The sequence below is a fragment of the Streptomyces sp. NPDC091377 genome, from assembly GCF_044757045.1.
GTDB lineage: Bacteria > Actinomycetota > Actinomycetes > Streptomycetales > Streptomycetaceae > Streptomyces.
Genome location: NZ_JBIVUE010000005.1, coordinates 102,961 through 123,621 on the forward strand (window position 1 = coordinate 102,961; position 20,661 = coordinate 123,621).

Here is a 20,661-nt window from a genome sequence, read left to right on the forward strand (position 1 = left end):
GGATCCCTCTGCTGTCCATTTGCCGTGTCGTCGCAGGGTGCGGCGTCCGGTGTCAGAAACGTGTCTTCCACCAGAGAGGTGACCTGTGATGAGCTTGAAGAAGTGGGTGGCCGGATTCATATCGGCCGCAGTCGTGGCAGCGGCTGTATGGTTTATGCAACCGGCTCATGCGGACATGGCGCCAGCGGGCGGCACAGTGCCACTTCAGGTCAAGGCCGGGGGTCCTGCGGGCTTATGCATAAATCTTCCCAACGGAAACGCAGGCGCGAATGTAGAGGTAGAACTATGGACGTGCTGGGGGACCACCAACACGGCAGAGGACGTCGATGTGGATCCCGACGGCACGCTCCGCATCAAGGATCACTGCCTACAATCCCCAGCTTCCGGCTCCGGCAGCCCGAGCGACGGTGTGGTAACGCTACAGAATTGCACCACGGGGGCGAATCAGAAATGGGAGTATCGCTCGTCCGACCAGTCGTTCTACAACAGGAATTCCAATCAATGCCTGTCGGCCGGAACTTCGGACTGGCAGATGGGGATTCGGAGTACAAAGCTGAGAACTGCAAACTGCGCCTCCGGAGCAGCACAGCAGACCTGGAGCATTACGGCATGGGGTCCGATCACCGCGGATGACGGAAACTGCTTCAACGCCCCGAACGACTGGATGGGTGACGGTTACCCGCTGGAAGTCTACCCCTGTAGCAATTCCTACAATCACGCACAGGTGTGGCACTACGACCGCGCCTCCGGCCAGATCCTCGGCGATTACAACGGCTGGAAGAACAAGAACGCAAACCTGTGGTGCGTCACCGCCGACGATCAGAACGTCGGAACCGTGGTCAAATTCAGGAAGTGCGACTCCGACCCGGCATCGAATAAGGGACAGGTCTGGCAGGAAAGGTCAGGCGGGATATTCTACAATCCCGTATCGAACAAATGCCTAGGCGTGAAGGACGTCACGTCGACAGGGAAACCGCTGGAACTTCAGGAATGCCTGACTGTGCAGGGCTAGGCCGTTGCGTTTGGATCATGGGTCGAACCGGATGAAAATGCCTGCGCGGTGGAATCCGGCGAGGTGGATGGCCCCGGTCACCCGGTTGGCGGGCGGGGTGGGGCGGCGGCCGGTTGTCGCGGTGAGGGTGGGGAGTGGTGCGGCCTGCTGCGGTCGTGCCGGTCCGGGGCAGGGAGGCGGCGGCGGTCATGGAGCAGGTCGAGTTCCGGGGCGGGTTCCCCGTGGCGGACAGCGCGGCGCGCTCGTTCGACGCCACCGACGCGCGGCGGGCGGTGGAGGCGTACCGCTTCTTCTACCCGGTGGTGTCCATGGAGGCGATCCTGCGCGGCACCCGGGCGACGGGGGCGCGGGACAATGTGTCCGCGCCGGTCCTCGTGGCCCGCCCCCACCATGTGGGCTTCACCCTCAACTCCGACACCCCTTATCTCGGCGCGAGCCTCGACCTGGGCCGCGGTCCCCTGGTGATCGAGCTGCCGCCGGGTCCGCTGGTGGGTCTGCTGGACGACCACTACCACCGCTGGCTGGTCGACCTCGGTCTGCCCGGCCGCAACGGGGCGCGCGGCGGCCGGGTCCTGCTGCTGCCGCCGGGCTACCGCGGCCCGATGCCGGGGGACACCGACGCGTACGAGGTGGTGCGCAGCGACACCTGGCGGGTGCTGTGCGCGCTGCGGGCGCTGCCGCTGGGCGGCGAGGTGCCGAAGGCGAACGCGTTGCTGGCGTCGGTGCGGATCCGTCCCCTGGCCCAGCGGGACGCGCCGCGCGCCTTCGCCGCGGTCGACCGCGACGACACCCCGATGGACACCACGCCGCTGGCCTGGGAGGACAACCTGGAGTTCTGGCGGGTCCTGCACCATGTGATCGACACCGAGCCGCCGGTGGCGGAGCTACGGCCGATGCTGGGGCTGCTGGCCGAACTGGGGGTCGAGGCGGGGCGGCCGTTCGCGCCGGACGCCCGCATGGAGCGGATCCTCACGCGGGCGGCGCGGCAGGGGCGGGACGAGCTGCTGGTATCGGCGTTCGCCTCCCGGCGGCCGGATCGCGTGGTGTGGCCGGACCGCGCCTGGGAGTGGGTGGGGCTGCGGCCGGAGAACGGCGCGTTCGAGCGGGCGGGCTCGCTGGACGTGGAGGCGCGGGACCGCTGGTTCGCGCAGGCGATCGTCGCGTCCCCGGCGATGTTCCGCCGCGAGCCGGGCACCGGCTCCCTCTACTGGCTCGGGCTGCGGGACGCCGACGGCGGGTATCTCGACGGTGCCCGCGCCTATCGGCTGCGGGTACCGCTCCCGGTGCCGCAGACCCTGTTCTGGTCGGTCACGGTCTACGACGCCGCCACCCGCTCCGAGATCGCCGCCGACCAGGGCCAGGCCGCCCTGCGCTCCCTGTTCGACCACCTGGAGCCCGAAGGCGCCACCCACATCGACCTGCGTTTCGGCCCCACCGCGCCCGAGGACACCGAGGCCCCGTGGATCCAGACCGTGCCGGGGCGGGGCTGGTTCGCGTACTTCCGGATCTACGGCCCGCGGCAGGCGGCGTTCGACGGCACGTGGCGCCCGGGGGACTTCGAGGCGTGCTGAGGGTTGCGGGGTGATGAGGCGCGGGGCCGAGGGGTGTGCCGGACCCGCGGGGCTCATGGTCCGTCCGGTCTGCGTCGGGTGTGCAGGGAGGCCACCCGGCGGTACAGGTCGACGGCCTCGGTGGTGCGGCCGAGCTGTTCCAGGCATTGGGCCTCGTCGTTGCGGCCGGCGAGGGTGTCGGGGTGGGTGGCGCCCAGGACGCGTTCGCGGGCGTCGGCGACGCGCCGGTACTCGGTGAGGGCGTCGGCCCAGCGGCCGAGCCAGCCGAGGGCGACGGCGGTCTCGCGGCGGCTGATCAGGGTGTCGGGGTGGTCGGGGCCGAGCGTGCTCTCGCGGATCGCGCACACGTCCCGGGTCTCGGCCAGCGCCTCCTCCCAGCGGCCGAGCCGGCCGAGGTTGACGCCGATGCCGTGCCGGGCGCGCAGGGTCTCGGGGTGGGTGGGGCCATGGACGCGGGTGCGGTCGTCGGCCAGGTCGCGGTAGAGGGCGAGGGCCTCGGCACCGCGGCCGAGCCGGCCGAGGCCGATGCCGATCTCGTAGCGGGCGGCGAGGGTGTCCGGGTGGTCCGGGCCGAGGACCCGCGCACGGGCGTCGGCGACCTCCTCGTAGGTCCGCAGGGCCTGCGTCCAGTGCCCGAGCTGGCCGAGCGCGTAGGCGATCTCGTACCGGGTGACCAGGGTGTCGGGGTGCTGCGGCCCCAGCACCCGGGCGCGGGCGTCGGCCACCTCGCACGCCGTCCGGTACGACTCCTCCAGCCGGCCCAGCCGGGAGAGGTTGAAGGCGAGGTTGTGGCGGCAGCGCAGGGTGTCGGGATGGTCCGGGCCCATGACCCGCTCACGGGCGGCGAGCACGGCCGTGTACATCTCGTGGGCGTCGAAGGGGCGCCCCGACCGGCCCAGCACGTACGCCGTCTCCTGCCGGGCGGCGAGGGTGTCCGGATGGTCGGGGCCGAGCACCCGGCGCCGGGCGTCGGCGACCCGGGTGTACTCGGAGAGCGCGGCGGCGGCGCGGCCGGTGCGGCTGAGGGCGAAGGCGATCTCGTAGCGGCTGGCGAGGGTGTCGGGGTGGTCGGGGCCGAGGAGGTGCTCGCGTTCGGCGGCGACCGCGCGGTGCACCTCGCCCGCCTCCTCCCAGCGGCCCAGCCGGCCGAGGCTGAGGCCCGCGTTGTGGCGTCCGGCGAGCGCGGTGAGCACCTCGGGGGACGGGGTGGGCGGGCCGTCGGGGACGGGGTCGTCGGGGACGGGGTCGGCGGGGCGGCCGGTCCTGGGGCGGGCGATCCACTCGCCGGTGAGGGCGGCCCACGCCCGGGGCGGGGTGGGGTGCGGTCCGGCGCCGGCCGCCTTGTGACCGGTCGTCATGCCGCGGGTCCAGTCGGGCAGCCGGTCCTCGCGGGCCGGGGCGTCGGGGGTGGTGCGGGGTTCCGGGAGCGGAGTCGCGGAGGGCTGGGCGAGCGGAGCCACGGGGGGCGGGGCGAGCGCGGCCGTGGCGCGGGCGGCGCCGATCCGCGCGGCGAGGTCGCCCGCGTCGTCGGGCCGTTGCTCCGGCTCCTTGGCGAGCAGGTCGAGGATGATCCGCTCCAGCGGGGCGGGGAGTTCGGCCCGGTGGTCGCGCGGCGGGGTGGGCGGGGTGTCGCGGTGGCCGACGAGGATCGCCCAGGGGTCGCCGAGGTCGAACGGCGGTACGCCGGTGGCGATCTCGTACAGCACACAGCCCAGGGAGTAGAGGTCGCTGCGGTGGTCGACCTCGCCGCCGGCGATCTGCTCCGGCGACATGTAGTGCGGGGTGCCCATGGCGACGCCGGTGCCGGTGAGGCGGGAGGTGAAGCCGATGTCGTGGCCGAGGCGGGCTATGCCGAAGTCGCAGATCTTCACTGTGCCGTCGTGGAGCCGCATGATGTTCGCGGGCTTCAGATCGCGGTGCACGACGCCCTGCCGATGGGTGTAGGCGAGCGCGGCGAACACCTGGTCGGCGATCTCCACGACGTCGTCGACGGGCAGCGGACGCTGCCGGTTGTCGTCGAGGAGCCGGCTGAGGTCACGGCCCTCCAGCAACTCCATCACCAGGAACAGCACGCCCTCGGACTCGCCGAAGTCATGGACGACGGTGATCCCGCGGTGCTGGAGCGCGGCGGCCACCCGGGCCTCGCGGCGGAACCGTTCGCGCAGCGCGCGGGCGAACGCGCTGTCGTGCTGCGGCCCCATCGGCTTCAGGCATTTGACGGCGACCTGGCGGCCGAGGGACTCGTCGCGCGCCCGCCACACCTCGCCCATGCCACCGCGCCCGATCACATCGAGCAGCCGGTACCGGCCCTGGATCAGCCTGGTGTCCGCCATCGCCCGCAGTCGCCCCCGTCACCCGTTTCCCGCGCCCTCCCCCGGCCCGTCCAGTATGACGAGCGGTCGTCCGGCTGGGTACGGCGCCGGTCGCGCGCCGGGACCGGACGGCCGGGCCCGCCGGCCGTGATCGGGAGGCGGGATCCAGCGTAGTGGGAGACGAGACGAGACGAGGCGGGGTGAGGCGAGGCAAGGCGGGGGGCGGGGCGGAGGTGAGGGTGGGGCAGTGCGGCCTGTGTCCGGGGCGGCTCGGCCCGGGGCGTGGTTGTCGCATCCGTACCGCGCGGTGTATTCGTGCGGCATCCGGCGCGGGGCCGCCGGTGCCGCCGAGACGAGGAGGCCGCCGTATGCGAGGTCGACCGACACCCGGGCTCGGACTGCCTCCCGAGGACCGGGACGGCGCGCCGGTGACCGGCTGGACCCGGCGGCACTGGATCGCGGTCGCGGATCATCTGCTGGTGTCCCTGCGGCCCTACCGCAGCCCGCTCGGGGCGCGGATCTCGCCGCCGGGGCGCGGCAGTTGGTCGGGGGGCGCCACCGACGGCCTGGAGGGGTTCGCGCGGACGGCGGTGCTGGCGGCCCTGCGGCTGGCGGCCGGGGACGAGCCGGTGCGTGGCGGGCTCGCCGCGCTCGCGGACCAGGTCACCGCCGGGCTCCTCGCCGGCACGGATCCCCGGGGGCCGGAGTGCTGGCCGGTGATCACCGACCACTCGCAGCAGATCGTGGAGGCCGCGTCGATCGCGGTGGCCCTGCACGAGTCCCGCCCGTGGATCTGGGACCGGCTGACCTCCGGTCAGCAGGAGCAGGTGGCGGGGTGGCTCGGCGGGACGGTCGGCCGGGAGGTCCGGGAGAACAACCAGGTGCTCTTCCAGGCGGTGGTCGGCGAGTTCCTCGCCTCGGTCGGGGCGGGTCACGACCGGGCCGAGATCGAGTCCCGGTTGGAGCAGATCGAGCCCTGGTACGCGGGCGACGGCTGGTACCTGGACGGGCCGGAGACCCGTCACGACTACCGCTCGGGCGGACCCGGGGAGTACGCCGTCGGCCCGGCGGCGGCCTACGACGCGGGCCGCCGCTTCGACCACTACAACGCCTGGGGGCTGCACCTCTACCCGCTGCTGTGGGCGCGGATCGCGGGCGACCGCTCCGGGGCGAGGGCGGCACTCCACCGCGAACGGCTGTACCGCTTCCTCGACCGGTACCGGCTGCTGTTCGGGCCGGACGGCGCCGTGCTGCACCAGGGCCGGTCGCTGAGCTACCGCTTCGCCTGTGTGGCCCCGTTCTGGCTCGGGGCGCTGGACGACGCGACCCCGCTCACCGCCGGGCAGACCCGGCGGCTGGCCTCCGGTGTGCTGCGGCACTTCACCGAACGGGGCGCGCCCGACCCGCGGGGCCTGCTCCCGCTCGGCTGGTACGGGGAGCAGAGCGCGGCGGCCCAGGTCTACAGCTCGCCCGGCTCGCCGTACGCGGCGGCCATGGGGTTCCTGGGGCTGCTGCTCCCGGCCGGTCACCCGGTGTGGACGGTGCCCGAGGAGCGGCTCGCGCGAGAGCGCGCCGATGTGTCGGCCGCGCTGCCCGCCCCCGGGTTCCTGGTCCACCGGACGGCGGCCGACGGGCTCGTCCGGGTGCTCAACCACGGCTCCTGCTATCTCATGGCTCCGCCGGCGGTCGAGCGCGACGACCCGCACTACGCCAGGTTCGCCTACTCGACCCGTACCGGGCCGCTGATCGGCCCGGAGGCGGAGGCGCTGCGGCTCGACAACCATCTGGCGCTGCTTCTGCCGGACGGCACCGCCACCCGCCGCGAGCGCATCCACCCGCTCGCCCTGACCGACCGGTACGCCGCCTCCTGGCACCGGCCGCTGCCTCCGGGCGGGCCCGTGCCCGGCGTGCTGCCGCCGCCCGTGGTGAGCGTCTCGGTGCCGTCCGGGCCGTGGGAGATCAGGGTGCACGGCCTGGGCCGGCCGCCCGGCTGGGGTGTGCGCGAGGGGGGCTACGCGCTGGCGGCCGAGGAGGAGCCGGAGTCCGTCCCGGGCGCGTGGGGGGCCGCGGGCAGCGGTCCGGGCGCGGTGGTCCGGGTGGCGCCCGGTGCGAACGGGCCGGGGTTGGTCAGCGCGGTGGCCGGGCTGCACGGCTGGGCGGCGGCGGAGGTGCGACGCCACGTGCGGGCGAACGCCTTCGGCCACTGTTCCGCCGTGCCCCTCCTGGTGCTTCCGCCCGCTTCGGCGAGGGTATGTGACGAGACGTCGGACACGGTCACCGTGATGGTCAGCGCTGTGCTGCTCACCGGTGCGCCGGGAGTGCCCGCGGCGCCGGACGTGACGGTCCACGTGGACGGTACGGAGGTCCGTCTGGCGTGGCCCGACGGGCGGAAGCTGCTGGTCCGTCCGGTGCTGCCCTGGCGGGCCCCGGTCATCCAGGGCTGAGATGTCCGGATTTCCCGTTGTCCCCGGGGCGGGGCTCGGTGACGATTCCGGGGACGATGCGGCAAGTCCCTTCGACGCGCGTCCCCCCGACCGGCGTCGCGTGCGCCGGGCGACGTGTGCATCAGGGGAGGAGGACGTCCGTGACCCCAGCGCCGGCCCCCCGGCCGTACCCACCGAGTCCGTCGGCCCCGGGGCCTTCGGGAACGGTGTGCGTGGTCACCGGAGCCGCGTCCGGGATCGGGCGGGCCACCGCGCACGCCTTCGCCGAAGCGGGAGCCCACGTCGTGCTGGTGGACCGGGACGCGCCGGCGCTGCGTGTCGCCGCCGCCGGGTTCGCGGACGGTGCGACCCCCGTGCACGGCGACATCTCCCGGACCGCGGACTGCCGCGCGGCGGCGGAGGCCGCGGACGCGGTCGGCCTGCCGGTCCGCGCGCTGGTGAACTGCGCCGCGACCTTCCTGTCCCGGGGCGAGGACGCCACGGCCGAGGACTGGGACGTCAGCCTGGGCACGAACGTCAAGGGCACGGCGTTGATGACCTCGGCCGTCGTTCCGCTGATGCGCCGGGCGGGCGGTGGCACGGTCGTCAACATCGCCTCGGTCTCGGGCCACATCGCACAGCCCGCGCAGTGGACGTACAACGCCACCAAGGGGGCCCTTCTCGCCCTCACCCGGTGCCAGGCCCTCGACCTGGCCGAGCACGGGATCCGGGTCAACAGCGTCTCCCCGGGCCTGGTCTGGACGCCGGAGGTGGACCGGATGACCGGCGGCGACCGGGCCACCTGGGGCCCGGTGCTCGGCGACCACCACATCCTGCGCCGGGTCGGCGAGCCGGAGGAGGTGGCGGCGGCGGTGCTGTTCCTGTGCGGGCCCGGGGCCTCCTTCGTCACCGGCACCGACCTGGCGGTCGACGGCGGCTACCTGGCCATGGGGCACATCCGGTCCGAACCCGGCGTACTTCCGGGCAGACGCGAGGGCGCCACCTGAGGCAGTCCGAGGCAGGTCACCGCACATCTCCCCTAAGGAGTGGGACATGCTCCGCGTCGTGCTGGCCACCGCCAACCCCGCCAAGGCCGCCGAGATCACCGTGCTGCTCGGCTCCGCCCTGGACCTGCTCCCGCGCCCGCTCTGGCTCCCGGACACCCCGGAGGACGGCCGCACGATCGAGGAGAACGCGTGGGCCAAAGCGGCGGCGGTGGTGGCCGCCACCGGGCTGCCCGCGGTCGCCGACGACACCGTCCTGGAGGTCGACGCGCTCGGCGGAGCGCCCGGACTGCGCTCCGGCCGCTACGCCGGCGAGCACGCCGGGGAGGCCGCGAACACCGACCGGCTGCTGCGCGAACTCGCCGGTGTGCCCGAGCGGTTGCGGGGTGCCTGGGTGCGGACCGTGGCCGTGCTCGGCTTTCCGGACGGTACGCGACTGGTGGGGGTCGGGGCCGCCCGCGGCACGGTCACCCGGCAGCGGCGCGGTGCCACCGGATTCGGCTACGACGCGGTGTTCGCACCGGACGAGGGGGACGGTCGCACGCTGGCCGAGATGTCGGCCGAGGAGAAGGCGCGCTACTACTGCCGCGGACGGGCGTTCCGCGACCTGCTCGCCTGTCTGTCCGACCGGGGACCGGCCGAGGACCGGCGGAGGACCGCCCGATGAGCGACCGATGAGCCACCGATGAGCGACCGATGACTGACCGGCAGGTGCCTGATGGGTGACTGATGACCGACTGACGGGTGACCGACCGAAGAGCAACTGACCCGGACCGGCCGTGCGAGGTGGGGCAGATGGCAATCACCGTGGACGTGGGCGGGCACGCGACGCTGCTGATCGAGGCGAACGGCTTCCGCCTGCTGTGCGACCCGCTGCTGGGGGACGCCTACCGGTCCGGTCTGCTCGGCTTCGCCCCCGCCCGCCGGATCACCGTACCGAGACTGCCGCGGCCGGACGCGGTGTGGATCTCGCACTCGCACCGCGACCACTTCGACCCCGCCTCCCTGCACGCGCTCGATCGGGGGGTGCCCGTGCTGCACCCGGCCGATCCGCGTATCACCCACGTCCTGGACCGGCTGGGCTTCACCCGCACCACCGTGGTGCACGACTGGTTCGAACTCGCCCCGCGCCCCGGACTGCGTCTGACCTGGACACCGTCGACCTTCCAGGGGCCGGAACACGGCCTGGCCGTGCGGAGCGGCGGCACCTTCGTCTGGCACCTGGTCGACAGTCTCGTCCGGCCCGAGTGGGTGGACCGGCTGGTGGCCTCGGGACCGCCGGACCTGCTCCTGACGCCGTGCCAGCCGATTCTGGAGACGCGCAGTGTCGACGGGGTGCCGCTCGGCCCGGACCCGGACTGGGCCGATGCGCCTGCCGCTCTGCTGGCCCGGGCCCGGCCGCGCCATGTCGTCCCGCTGCCGGAGGGGCAGTACGCGCTCGGTGCGGCTTCGTGGCTCAACCGGCACAAGTTCCCGGTCCCACCCGAAGCCGTCGACCGGCTGATCCGCGCGGACGACCCGGCCCGGGGCGTCCTGCGTCCCGATCCCGGGGACCGGATCGAGGTACGGCCGGACGGTTCGGTCCGCGTCGACGCCCGCGCCGCCGAGTGGGTCCGGGCCACCGGTGAGCCGCGCGACCGGTCCCATGCCCCAGGGGAGTGGATCGAGGGTCTGGCGGCGCGTCACCCGGCCGACGGGAGCGCGGAGCACGACGGTCTCGACCGGCTGCTGGGTCCGCCCGGCGTCGGCTTCGGCGGACTGCCGTCGGCGGCGGACCGGCTGCGCCCCACCTCCTACCGTCTCGTCCTGGTCGGCGCCGGGGGCCGCGCCGTGGCCGAGCGGTTCGTCCGGGTCGGCGCGGACGGCGCCCTCGTCCGGACGCCGCCCGGTGCCCGGCCCGACGTCGAACTGGCGGTCTGTGCCGACGACCTCGACGAGTTGCTGGCCGCCCGGCTGGGTTACTCGGCCGCGCAGTACGGCGGCAGGCTCCGCGAACTCCGCCCGGGGCTGGACGCCGAGGGCGAACCCGGGCTCACCGTGATCACCAGCCGGCACGATCCGGTGCCCGCCGAGGGCCGCGTCGTGCTCTCCGGCATCGGCCTGTTCGCCCTGCTGCTGCGGGCCCGGCTCGGTTCCCCGCTGGCCGAGCTGGACACCGAGGTGGACGCCCTGCTCGACGCCGGGAGGGACCGGACCGGGGCGCACCCGCATCTGCCGGCGCGGCCCGCGGGGATGCCCTCCGAACCCCTGCGTGCGGCCGGCGTCACGCCGGTCGCCGAGGCCGTCTGGCGTCGGATCGCCGCCCGCCTGGCCGCCGCGGAGGACCCGGCCACCGCCTCGGGCACCCTCCGGCACGAGGGCGGGACCGCCTACGTCGGCGTCCTCGGCCGCGCCGACTGGCCGGAGCCCGCCCCGGGCACCCCGGAGACCGGCGTGCTGGTGCTGACCTGCCTCACCGAGGCACAGCCACAGCTCGGGGGCGGGGTGCGCTTCCCGGGCGAGTCGTACCGGGCGCTGCTCGCCAACCTCCGGCGCTCGCCCGTCCGTGACTGGCAGGTGCTGTGGACACTGCCGGCCGGCGTGTCCGTCCCCCGCTGGCGGGCCGCCGCGCTGTTCCCGATCGCTCCGGAACGGCTGCTCACCGATCTACGGCACCAGGGCTGGAACGGCCGTCTGACGGCACCCCCGACGCCGTGGGCGGGCGCGGAGCGGGAGTGGTGGCTCGGCGTACCCCGGCGGACCACTCCCCCGTGGGCGGCCCGCACCCTACGTCTGGAAGCGGCCCCCGACCGCCCACTGTCCGGCACGGTCGTGGACACGATCGGGGCCGAGCCGGGCGGGCCCGAGGCGGACGGGACCGAGGCGGACGGGGCTGAGTCAAGCGGGGCCGAGCCGGACGGGGCTGGGTCAAGCGGGACCGAGCCAGACGGGGCTGAGTCAAGCGGGGCCGAGCCAGACGGGGCTGGGTCGAGCGGGACCGAGGCGGACGGGGCTGAGTCAAGCGGGGCCGAGCCAGACGGGGCTGGGTCGAGCGGGGTCGAGCGAGGCGCAGCCGAGCCAAACGCAGCCAAGCAGAACAGCGCCGAGCCAAACGCGCCCAAGCCGAGCAACGCCGAGCCGGACGCAGCCAAGCCGAGCGGCGCCGATGCGGGCGAAGGCGAGGCCGGGGCCGTGAGTGTCGCCTTTCGTCTGCTGCCCGCCCCCGGGGACCCGCTGTGCGCCCTGCTCACTGGTGAGACCCGGTTCTCGTGGCTGTTGCCGCCCCGGGAGACGGTCCGGCTCTGCCAGGGGCTGAGCCCCGCCGCGTTCGCCGAGCGCGTGTTCCTGCTCGCCTGTGCGCAGAGCGCCCCCGGCGAGGCCCCGTTGTCCCGCGAACCCCGTCGACCGGGAGTGTGATGCTCACCGACCCGCCACCACGCCATCGGTCCGCCCGCACCGACGCCTGCTGTCTCGTTCTGGACGGTGACCGGATCCTGCTCCCCGAGTCCCGCGCCGAGCCGCCGTCGGCGACCGTCGCGCCCGGGACCTCGTACCGCCGGACGGCCGCGACCGCACTGGCGCGCGACAGCGGCCTGCGCGCACCGGCCGAACAGCTCGTCCACCTCGGCGAGTTGTACGCCGCGGCCGACCGCGGGTCCGGTACGCCGGCCCGCAACCTGCGGGTGTTCGGCTGGCGACCGCCGGTCCGGAGCACCCCCCGTACGGCCGTGCCCGGGCACCGCTGGGTGGCGGTGGACCGGCTCGCCGACGCCGGTTGGCTCCGCGGCCTGGCCGCCGAGCTGGTCGGGTTCTCGAAGGACCGGCCACCGCCGACGGTCATCGAATCCGCCGCACACCGGCTGATCGGCGAGGTACCGGTCCTCGACCGGCCGGACGCGCCCGCCGCCGTGGTCGTCCTCGGGCCGCCCGCGGTCGGCAAGAGCACGCTGCTCAACCGGTTCGCCGCGCAGGACACCGGGATCGAGCACATCCCGGACATCGTGCCCGTCAACCGGGGCCCGGGCAGGGACAACCACCTCACCCGCTACCTCCTCGGCGACGGCTCGGCTGCGTTCCTCTGCCAGTTGGAGACACTGCTGCTGCGCGTCCTGCAGAACCTGCGCACCGGCCGGGCCGGCGTCCTCGACCAGGACGTGCACAGTTCGCTCGCCTACGCCAAGGCGCTGTACCTGAACGGCGACCTGTCCGCCCACCAGTACGAGGCGTACTACCGCTACCACCACCTCGTGACCGCGATGCTGCCGCCGCCCACCGCGGTTGTCCATCTGACGGCCCGCACCGAGGTGCTCATGCGCCGGATGCGTGGCCGCAACCGCAAGCTGGAGCGCACCTTCACCAGCCGGTACGTCGCCCTCGTCGCCCAGTGCTTCGAGGACGTCGCCGAGGAACTGGCCGCGCGCGTGCCCGTGCACCACGTGGACGCCTCGGAGCTGAGCCCCCAGGACGTGCTCAACCGCTTCCACCGTCTCCTGCCCGACGCCTACGCACACGCGTCCGACCCTGACACCGACCCCGAGGAGTCAGCCCCATGAGCGCTTCCGCCGACTGGCGCAACCCCGGCCCGGCTCCCACCGAGGGGCCGCTCGTCGACACCTTCGGCCGGGTCGCCGGAGATCTGCGGATCTCCGTCATCGACAAGTGCAACCTCCGGTGCACCTACTGCATGCCGGCCGAGGGCCTGCCGTGGATGGGCCGGGACGAGATCCTGACGGTGGAGGAGATCGACCGTCTGGCCCGGCTCTTCCACCGCCTCGGCGTCCGCGAGTTCAAGATCACCGGAGGTGAGCCCACGGTACGGCGGGAACTCCCGGAGATCGTCCGCCGGGTCTGCTCGCTCGGGCCGGACCTCGACGTGTCGATGACCACCAACGGGCTGCTGCTGAACCGGCTGGCCGCACCGCTGTACGCCGCCGGGCTGCGCCGGGTCACCGTCTCCTGCGACTCGCTGCTGCGCCACCGGTACCAGGAGATGACCCGGCGCGACGCGCTGGAACGGATGCGGGCGGGCCTGGCCGCCGCCCGGGCGGCGGGCTTCGACCCGATCAAGATCAACTGCGTGGTGATCCGCGGCACCAACGACGACGAGGCGGTCGACTTCGCCCGACTCGCCCGCGACCACGGCTACGACGTCCGGTTCATCGAGTACATGCCGCTGGACGCCGAACACTCCTGGGAACGCGGCAAGGTGGTCCCGGCGGACGAGACGATGGCGGCCGTCACGGCCGCCCACCCGCTGGAGCCGGTCGCCGCCGAGGGCCCGCAGCCGGCCAGCGTGTTCCGCTTCGCGGACGGCGCACCGGGCTCGATCGGTTTCATCCCGTCCGTCACTCGGCCGTTCTGCGCGAGTTGCAACCGGATGCGGGTGACCTCCGAAGGGCAGTTCCGGGTCTGCCTCTTCGCCCTGGAGGAGCACGACCTGCGCGCCGCGCTGCGCTCCGGCGCGGACGACGCGGAGCTGGAACGCCTGGTCCGCGAGGCCCTGTGGCACAAGTGGCCCGGCCACAAGATCAACCATCCGGACTTCGTGCGGCCCGCCCGCAGCATGTCGATGATCGGCGGCTGAGGTGCGGGTACTGGTCACCAACGACGACGGGGCCGCGGCGGAGGGACTGCGCCGACTGGCCGCGTTCGCCGCCGACCGGGGCATGGAGGTACTGGCCGCGGCACCCGAGGGCGAGGCCAGCGGGAGCGGCACCAGCCGGGCGGTGCCCTCGGACGGGCTGGTCCGGGTCGGCACCCGACGGGTGGACGGCATCCTGGTGCACACCGTCGCCGGGGCACCCGCGCTGATCGTGACCCTGGCCTGCCAGGGCGTCTGGGGCGAGCCGCCCGACCTGGTCCTGTCCGGCATCAACCCGGGGGCCAACCTCGGGAGTTCGGTCCTGCACTCGGGGACGGTCGGCGCGGCGCTCACCGCCGCGCGCTTCGGCCGCCCCGGCGTGGCCGTCTCGATCGACCTCGGGGCGGTGCTGCACTGGCAGACCGCGCTGCTGGCCCTCGCCGAGGTACTGCCCCTCGTCGGGGTACCGGGCCCGGGCGAGGTACCGACGGCCGCCCGCCCCCCGGTGGTCCTCAACGTCAACGCGCCCAACGTGCCGCCGGAACAGCTGCGCGGCGTCCGGGCCGTCGGCCTCGCCGACGACCCCGCCGTCCGTCTGACGGCCCTTCGCGTGGGCCCGGACCTGATCAAGGTCGGCTACCAGGAGACCGGACGGACCGGCCCGACCGGGCTCCCCTCCGAGGGCGGCGATGTCGCCGTCCTCGCCGCCGGGTACGCCACGGTCACCGCCCTGAGCGGTGTGCGGGCCGACCCGGCGGTGATGCTGTCCATGAACGGTGCCCGGGGATGAGCGGGCGGGTCGTCTCCTTCGCCTGGGGCCGCGGCCTCGGCCATGTGTCCCGGCTGATCGCCGTCCACACCGCACTGCGCGCCCTCGGGTGGGAGTCCCTGCTGCTCACCGACCGCGAGCAGCGGCTCACCGAGGACCATGGATTCGCCCAGGTGGTCATCCCCACCGATGCCACCAGCCTGGTCGGCGAGCCGCTGTACGGCACCGGGCCGAGCGTCGACCACCGGCTGGCGCGGGCACTGGTCGACCAGGCTCTCGCCGCCGGTGACGTCGTGCTGCACGACGTGACCGTGCAGCGGGAGCTGTACGACCGGGCCGTGCGGCTCGGCTGTCGGCAGGTTCTGGTGCACCGCTTCCAGCGCAACCGGCCCGATCCCGCCGCGTGGGTCGCCCGTCACACCCCCGCGATCGGGCAGGTCTGCCTGCTGGGCGAGCCCGACCGGGAGGAGACGGCCCACGGGGTACGGCTGACCGGGATCCCCCATGTGGTGCGGCAGTTGCTCGGCACCCGCTCCCCGTGGCCTCCGGGCATCGGGGAGCCGAGGATCGCCGTGGTCGCGGGGGGCGGCGGCCACGCGGACGCGCCCGCTTTCCTCGATGCCGCCCTCGACGCGGTGCGGTCGTACGGGGCGCGGGCGGCCGGGGCGGGGCACGGCCCGTGGCCCGCCGACCTCCTGGTGCTCACCGGCCCGAACTTCCGGGGCCGGGTGACCGTACCGCCGGGCCTGCCCGGTCCGGTCCGGGTGACCCCGTACCTCGGGCCGGACTACGACGTGTACCGGCACGCGACGGTCGCGATCACCCACGGCGGGTACAACACCGTGCAGGAATTGGCCCGTTCCGGGGTGCCTGCGGTGGTCGTCCCGGGCGTGCGCGACTTCGACGACCAACGGGTCCACCTGCGGGCGGCTGCCGCCCGGCTGAACGCGACGGTGGTGGAACCGGACCCGGACGCGATCGCCCAGGCGCTGCACCTGCTCCTGCGCAGCGGTCGCCGTCCGCTGCCGTCCGCCCCGCCCGAACCCGACGGGGCGGCCGTACTGGCGCGGGCCCTGGTGCTCCCTCAGGAGGCGGGCCAGCGCCACAGCCGGTCGGAGGGCGCGTAGTCGCCGCGTGCCCTCACACTCCGCGAGCGGAGGCAGGTCGCCAGGTTCCCCGCTCGGCGCGTCCCGGTCCGCGCGCGCCACCCGGTGCGCGCGGCAGTCGGCTACGGGGCCGGCGGCGGCCGACGGTCTCCGGACACCAGCTTCACTGCGACACGGACCGCGTGGTCCTGTGCCCGTCGCCGCCGAGGGGCGGGAACGGGGGTGTCGGCCATCGGGTTCCGCCCGTTCAGGAGGGGGCCGGGGAGGACGTCGGGTCCGGCGCCGCGTGGGCGCGCAGCTTGAGGCGCCGAAGGTGGCGGCCGGAGGACGCGGTCACGGCCGTCCGGCCGTGCAGCACCCGCGCGTTGTCCAGCAGCAGGTAGTCACCGCGGCCCAGCAGCAGCGAGGTGACCAGCCCGGGGGCGGTCAGGACGGTCTCCACCGCCGCGATGGCCGCCAGCGCGCCGCGCGCCTCGGCGGCGGCCGGGTCGTACGCGGTGCTCCGGCCCAGCGCGCGGTGCAGAAGGTCGAAGCGGTAGCGCACCCGGGCGGGTCCGTCCACGAGGCTGAGGACCGCGGCGCGGTGCGGCGCCATGTCGTTCGCGCCGCCGGGGCCGAAGGGGAAGTCCGGCCGGCCGAGCCTGGCGAGTTCGTCCTCGTGCCCGGCGGCCCGCAAAGCCTGTACGAGGCGGTCGGCGGTCAGCAGCAGGGACCGGCCGCTGCCGTCCCCGGCGGGCTGGGCGCACACCATGCCGATGGTGTCGTGCGGACGGGCCGAGAAGGTGGAGTCGGTGTGGAGGTCGAACCGGTCGCGCTGCTGGGCATGAGGGTCCTCGGGCGCCTGCGGGTCCTCGCGGATGTCCCACACCATGCGGCACGGAAAGCCGTTGTCCTCGGCGGTCACCACCCCGAGACAGGCACTTACGGCGATCAGCGGGCCGTCGTCCAGGGGTGTGCCGGTGAGGACCGCCGCCCCGTGGTCGCGCACCGCGGCGACGAGGTCCCGTTGGAGGGCACCGAGGCCGGGGACGGTCGCGCGCGCCTCGGCCAGGGCCCGGTGCTGGGCCGCCGGGGGTGTGAGGTCCTCGCCGGTGAGGGCGCCGAACCGGCGTTCCAGACCGGTGGCGGTGGCGGTCGCCATCCGGAGCCGCGGCGGCCATGGGGCGGTTCCGTGCGGGTCTGCGGGCATGTTCCGTCCCTTCGCGGGGATTCGGCGGACGCGGTGCGCGGCCGGGGCCCGCTCAAGGGGCGGGCGGCGGCGGGCCGACCGGGCCCGGACGGGCGGTCAGCTCCGCGAGCTGGGTCAGGTAGACGGCGTAGGGCGCCATCCGGTCGATCGCGTGGAGCCGGGGGCCGCGACCGGCGCCGCGCAACAGGTGCGGGAGCATCCCGTCGTGGCCGCGCCACCGGGCCCGGCGGGAGTCGGTGGCGCGGCGCAGCAGATCGCGCAGATAGCGGGCGCGGGCGAGGGCGACGCGCGGGCCGTGCCGCATCGGTCCTTCGGCGTACGGGAGGTGGGCGTAGCGGGGGTAGGCGCGGCTGATGACCTCGGTGTGCAGGCGGCCGTCCGCGAAGACCTGTTCGGGCAGTGCCGTCAGCAGGTCGAACAGGTCGTGGTCGAGGTAGGGCAGGTGCACCGGCAGCCCGCCGTCGCCGATCACCCGGACCGGGTGCAGGGAGATGGCCCGGCGTGTGCGGTTCCAGAAGACGTAGGACAGCAGGGGGATCGCCGCGTCCAGGTGCCGTGCCGTCTCCGTCGCCAGTCTGGCGAGCGCCCGTTCGAGGCTCCACCGGCGCAGTCGTTCGGGGCGGAGAAGGTGCGGCAGCAGCGGCGAGAGCCCGGTCGCCCCGATGATCCAGCCGGCCAGGCCGTCGGCGGTCGCCAGGCGGCGGCGGTCGTGGACCGGGGGGAAGTACACGTGGGGGTCCTGGGACAGGGCGTCGCCCGCCAGGCCGTCGTAGGTCAGCGGAGTGCGGGTGCTCAGGAACCGGCCCAGGGTCAGGACCCAGCCGCCCTCCGTGGTGCACATCTGCTGGAGGCGGTTGGTGGCCAGGTCGGCCTGGAGGTCCGATCCGGCGCGGTCGACGTACCGGTGCGGGACCCCGGCCGCCGCGGCGAGCCGTCCGGCGACCGGGACGTCGGCGTCGTAGGGGGTGAACTTCCCGGTGGTGACGGTGAGTCGGGGCGGAGCCTGCTGCCGGATCAGTTCGAGCAGGATGTGCCGGGAGTCCCGGCCGCCGCTGAGCGGCAGGACGTAGGCGGCGCGGGGCAGCCGGGCGGCGACGGCGGATCGGAACAGGTCGATGTAGGCGTCGACGGCCTGGGTGCGGGTGATGCCCGGCGCCGGCGGGATGACCGGCCGTCGGGAGCGTACGCGGGGAGGTGCCCCGGGGGACCAGGTGAGTACGCCTCCGGGCGGCAGGACGCGGATGGCGGCGAAGGGGGTGTCGTCGCCGACGAAGTGGCCGAGCCGGAGGAAGACCGCGAGCGCGTCGTCGTCCCAGCGGCGGGGCGCGCCGAGCGCGAGCACGTCGCGCAGTTCGGGAGCGAGGACGAGGCGCTCCTCGTCCGCCCAGTAGAACAGCGGCTGCATGCCGTAGCGGTCGGTGCCGGCCGTCACCCGGGTCCCGTCCCAGGTCCAGTGCGCGAAGACGCCCTCCACCCTGCCGGGGCGGGGCAGGGGGTGGCCGAGCGTGGCGGTGGGACACCCGCGTGCGTGGATCTCCCCGTCCGCCCGGTGCACGCTCAGCCAGCGGGCCTCGCGGCTCTGTGCGCGGTTCTGCGATCGGGGCGCACCGTGGTGCACAGGACCTCCCAGCGCGGACGGGTCCACGGTCGGTCGCGGCGGTGCCGACCGTGTCATCCATGCTGGAGGGCGCCCGGCCCGCGGACAACACTTCGTTCCGGACAGCCGGGCCCGCGGGTCCGTACCCACCAGGGCGGAGGCCCGGCACGGTGGCTTCCGCTCGGTTTCCAGGCGGGGACGGCATCTCCTACGGCAAGGACACCGGACCTGGCTGGTGGGGACAAGGAGCCCCAGGGGGTGCCCAGATGGTTCCCCGGTCACACCGCGCTCCATGCGGGTGAGGATCTGGCCCGTAGCGAGGCTCTGGTGGACCCAGGACGGTCTCCACCCGGCCGCTGTACACGGCTACGCGGCGGGCGAGATCCGCGCCGAGATCGGCCTCGCCCTCATAGCCCGGCGCGAGGGCGACCTCCATCGCGCCGGCATCTGCGGTCGCGGGCGGTCAGCGCCGGACGCGGGGCATGCCCAGTCCGATCCAGGAGATGATCTCGCGCTGGATCTCGTTGTTGCCGCCGCCGAAGGTGAAGATGACCGCGGAGCGGTAGCCGCGTTCCAGTTCGCCGTGGAGGACGGCGCCCGTCGAGCCCTCGCGCAGGGCGCCCGGCGCGGCGGTGACCTCCATCAGCCAGGCGTAGGCGTCGCGGCGGGCCTCGGAGCCGTAGACCTTGACGGCGGAGGCGTCCTGAGGGGTGAGGGTGCCGTTCTGGAGGGCGTTGACCATCTGCCAGTTGAGGAGTTTGAGGGCGTCGAGGCGGGTGTGGGTCTGGGCGAGGCGGCGGCGGACCCAGGGCAGGTCGATCACCCGGCGGCCGTCGGTCAGTTTGGTCTCCATGGTCCAGCGCTGGACGTCGTGGAGGGCGCGGACGGCCATGGTGCCGTGGGCGGCGAGGGTGACGCGCTCGTGGTTGAGCTGGTTGGTGATCAGGCGCCAGCCCTGGTTCTCCTCGCCGACCCGGTGGGTGACGGGGACGCGGATGTTCTCGTAGTAGCTGGCGGTGGTGTCGTGGGAGGCCAGGGTGTTGATGAGGGTGCAGGAGTAGCCGGGGTCGGAGGTGGGGACGAGGAGCATGGTGATGCCGCGGTGCGGCGGGGCGTCGGGATCGGTGCGGGTGGCGAGCCAGACCCAGTCGGCGGTGTCGCCGTTGGTGGTCCAGATCTTGTGTCCGTCGACCACGTACTCGTCGCCGTCGCGCACGGCCCTGGTCTTCAGCGCGGCGAGGTCGGTACCGGCGCCGGGCTCGCTGTAGCCGATGGCGAAGTCGATCTCGCCGGAGAGGATCTTCGGCAGGAAGCGCGCCTTCTGTTCGTCGGTGCCGTGGCTCATGATGGTCGGGCCGACGGTGTTCAGGGCCATCAGGGGCAGCGGGACGCCCGCCTGGGCGGCCTCGTCGAAGAAGACGAACTGCTCCGTGGGGGTCAGGCCGCGCCCGCCGTACTCCTTCGGCCAGCCGACGCCGAGCCAGCCGTCGGCGCCCAGGCGGCGGACGGTCTCCCGGTAGAAGCGCTTCTGGGAGGCGGGGTCGGCCTGCCGGGCGTGGGCGTGATCGGGGATCAGTTCGGCCAAGTAGGCCCGCAGTTCGGCTCGGAGCCGTAGTTCCTCTGGCGTGTGGTCGAGATGCACGGTGCCTCCTGGCTCCCCATGACCGGACCTGACGGCGCACACCGTAGAACGTGTTCCAGAAATTGGGAAGGAGCGCGGTGGGGGCGCCCGCAGGGGTCAGAGCAGCTTCAGGAAGTCGGCGCAGGCCCGGGCGCAGGCGCGGCACCCCTCGGCGGCCGTTTCGGTGCCGCCGGGCGGGCCGGCGAGGATCGCCGCGGACTCCAGACACCGCTCGCGGCACCACTCCACCTGGAGGCGCAGTCCGTCCTCGGTCACCTCGCTCTCGGCGCTCAGCAGCCCGCAGGTGGCCTCGCACGCCTCGGCGCACTCGACGCCCGTGCGGCGCAGCGCCTCCCGGCTCCGGGCACCCTGCGCGACGGCGACGCTCGCCCGCAGCGCACAGGCTCGGGCGCACTCGCCGCACGCCTGCGCGCAGGCGAACCGGGCCTCCAGATAGCGCACCGCTTCCCGCGGGGGCGTCGTCACCCCCACCGGGT

The 20,661-nt window shown here is 74.2% G+C and carries 15 protein-coding genes; 10 read left to right on the top strand and 5 right to left on the bottom strand.

Going from position 1 to position 20,661, the window contains the following annotated elements:
• Positions 1-88 precede the first annotated feature (88 nt).
• Both ACIQNG_RS12965 and ACIQNG_RS12970 read left to right on the top strand, forming a co-directional pair.
• Positions 89-1,012: a ricin-type beta-trefoil lectin domain protein gene (locus tag ACIQNG_RS12965; protein ID WP_401484567.1), complete on the top strand. Its 924-nt coding sequence runs from the start codon at positions 89-91 to the stop codon at positions 1,010-1,012.
• A gap of 188 nt (positions 1,013-1,200) precedes the next feature.
• The gene (locus tag ACIQNG_RS12970; protein WP_401484569.1) at positions 1,201-2,583 is read left to right on the top strand and encodes a DUF1254 domain-containing protein; all 1,383 of its coding nucleotides are present in this window, start codon (positions 1,201-1,203) and stop codon (positions 2,581-2,583) included.
• Between the two features lie 53 nt (positions 2,584-2,636).
• Here the strand turns inward: ACIQNG_RS12970 and ACIQNG_RS12975 are convergent, their stop codons facing one another.
• Positions 2,637-4,916 carry a tetratricopeptide repeat protein gene (locus ACIQNG_RS12975; protein ID WP_401484571.1) on the bottom strand — a complete coding sequence of 760 codons (2,280 nt, stop codon included), beginning with the start codon at positions 4,914-4,916 and terminating at the stop codon, positions 2,637-2,639.
• Between the two features lie 347 nt (positions 4,917-5,263).
• Between ACIQNG_RS12975 and ACIQNG_RS12980 the strand changes: the two genes are divergently transcribed.
• The 8 genes from ACIQNG_RS12980 (at position 5,264) to ACIQNG_RS13015 (ending at position 15,778) form a co-directional block, all read left to right on the top strand.
• Positions 5,264-7,339 (top strand): DUF2264 domain-containing protein, encoded by a 2,076-nt coding sequence (locus ACIQNG_RS12980; RefSeq protein WP_401484574.1) that lies wholly within the window; start codon positions 5,264-5,266, stop codon positions 7,337-7,339.
• A gap of 212 nt (positions 7,340-7,551) precedes the next feature.
• Positions 7,552-8,325 (top strand): SDR family oxidoreductase, encoded by a 774-nt coding sequence (locus ACIQNG_RS12985; RefSeq protein ID WP_401484576.1) that lies wholly within the window; start codon positions 7,552-7,554, stop codon positions 8,323-8,325.
• A 46-nt stretch (positions 8,326-8,371) separates the two neighbouring features.
• On the top strand, positions 8,372-8,989 hold the full coding sequence (locus ACIQNG_RS12990; RefSeq protein ID WP_401484578.1) for a non-canonical purine NTP pyrophosphatase: 618 nt from the start codon (positions 8,372-8,374) through the stop codon (positions 8,987-8,989).
• A 128-nt stretch (positions 8,990-9,117) separates the two neighbouring features.
• Positions 9,118-11,718 carry an MBL fold metallo-hydrolase gene (locus ACIQNG_RS12995; protein WP_401484580.1) on the top strand — a complete coding sequence of 867 codons (2,601 nt, stop codon included), beginning with the start codon at positions 9,118-9,120 and terminating at the stop codon, positions 11,716-11,718.
• A complete protein-coding gene (locus ACIQNG_RS13000; RefSeq protein WP_401484582.1) occupies positions 11,718-12,854 on the top strand; it encodes a deoxynucleoside kinase in 1,137 nt (378 codons plus the stop codon). The genes ACIQNG_RS12995 and ACIQNG_RS13000 overlap by 1 nt, the downstream gene beginning before the upstream one ends.
• Complete coding sequence (moaA, locus tag ACIQNG_RS13005; RefSeq protein WP_401435309.1) at positions 12,851-13,885, top strand: GTP 3',8-cyclase MoaA; 1,035 nt, start codon at positions 12,851-12,853, stop codon at positions 13,883-13,885. The genes ACIQNG_RS13000 and moaA overlap by 4 nt, the downstream gene beginning before the upstream one ends.
• 1 nt (position 13,886) lies before the next feature.
• Complete coding sequence (gene surE, locus ACIQNG_RS13010; protein ID WP_401484584.1) at positions 13,887-14,672, top strand: 5'/3'-nucleotidase SurE; 786 nt, start codon at positions 13,887-13,889, stop codon at positions 14,670-14,672.
• Entirely contained in the window at positions 14,669-15,778 is a 1,110-nt protein-coding gene (locus ACIQNG_RS13015) for a glycosyltransferase (RefSeq protein WP_401484587.1), read from the top strand. Before surE ends, ACIQNG_RS13015 begins: the two co-directional genes overlap by 4 nt.
• Positions 15,779-16,004: 226 nt before the next feature.
• Here ACIQNG_RS13015 and ACIQNG_RS13020 read toward each other — a convergent pair whose 3' ends face one another.
• From ACIQNG_RS13020 to ACIQNG_RS13035, 4 genes are all read right to left on the bottom strand, one after another.
• On the bottom strand, positions 16,005-16,946 hold the full coding sequence (locus ACIQNG_RS13020) for a TauD/TfdA family dioxygenase (RefSeq protein ID WP_401484590.1): 942 nt from the start codon (positions 16,944-16,946) through the stop codon (positions 16,005-16,007).
• 52 nt (positions 16,947-16,998) lie between these two features.
• Entirely contained in the window at positions 16,999-18,564 is a 1,566-nt protein-coding gene (locus ACIQNG_RS13025) for an asparagine synthase-related protein (protein ID WP_401484592.1), read from the bottom strand.
• A 442-nt stretch (positions 18,565-19,006) separates the two neighbouring features.
• Positions 19,007-20,185, bottom strand: a complete 1,179-nt coding sequence (locus tag ACIQNG_RS13030; protein ID WP_401484594.1) for an acyl-CoA dehydrogenase family protein — start codon at positions 20,183-20,185, stop codon at positions 19,007-19,009.
• Positions 20,186-20,281: 96 nt separating this feature from the next.
• A complete protein-coding gene (locus ACIQNG_RS13035) occupies positions 20,282-20,650 on the bottom strand; it encodes a ferredoxin (protein ID WP_401484596.1) in 369 nt (122 codons plus the stop codon).
• Positions 20,651-20,661 lie beyond the last annotated feature (11 nt).

Bases quoted from the DNA above. Each gene is read 5' to 3' on its own strand.
- ACIQNG_RS12965 (WP_401484567.1), top strand. From the start codon at position 89: ATGAGCTTGAAGAAGTGGGTGGCCGGATTCATATCGGCCGCAGTCGTG.
- ACIQNG_RS12970 (WP_401484569.1), top strand. From the start codon at position 1,201: ATGGAGCAGGTCGAGTTCCGGGGCGGGTTCCCCGTGGCGGACAGCGCG.
- ACIQNG_RS12975 (WP_401484571.1), bottom strand. From the start codon at position 4,916: ATGGCGGACACCAGGCTGATCCAGGGCCGGTACCGGCTGCTCGATGTG.
- ACIQNG_RS12980 (WP_401484574.1), top strand. From the start codon at position 5,264: ATGCGAGGTCGACCGACACCCGGGCTCGGACTGCCTCCCGAGGACCGG.
- ACIQNG_RS12990 (WP_401484578.1), top strand. From the start codon at position 8,372: ATGCTCCGCGTCGTGCTGGCCACCGCCAACCCCGCCAAGGCCGCCGAG.
- ACIQNG_RS12995 (WP_401484580.1), top strand. From the start codon at position 9,118: ATGGCAATCACCGTGGACGTGGGCGGGCACGCGACGCTGCTGATCGAG.
- ACIQNG_RS13000 (WP_401484582.1), top strand. From the start codon at position 11,718: ATGCTCACCGACCCGCCACCACGCCATCGGTCCGCCCGCACCGACGCC.
- moaA (WP_401435309.1), top strand. From the start codon at position 12,851: ATGAGCGCTTCCGCCGACTGGCGCAACCCCGGCCCGGCTCCCACCGAG.
- ACIQNG_RS13015 (WP_401484587.1), top strand. From the start codon at position 14,669: ATGAGCGGGCGGGTCGTCTCCTTCGCCTGGGGCCGCGGCCTCGGCCAT.
- ACIQNG_RS13020 (WP_401484590.1), bottom strand. From the start codon at position 16,946: ATGCCCGCAGACCCGCACGGAACCGCCCCATGGCCGCCGCGGCTCCGG.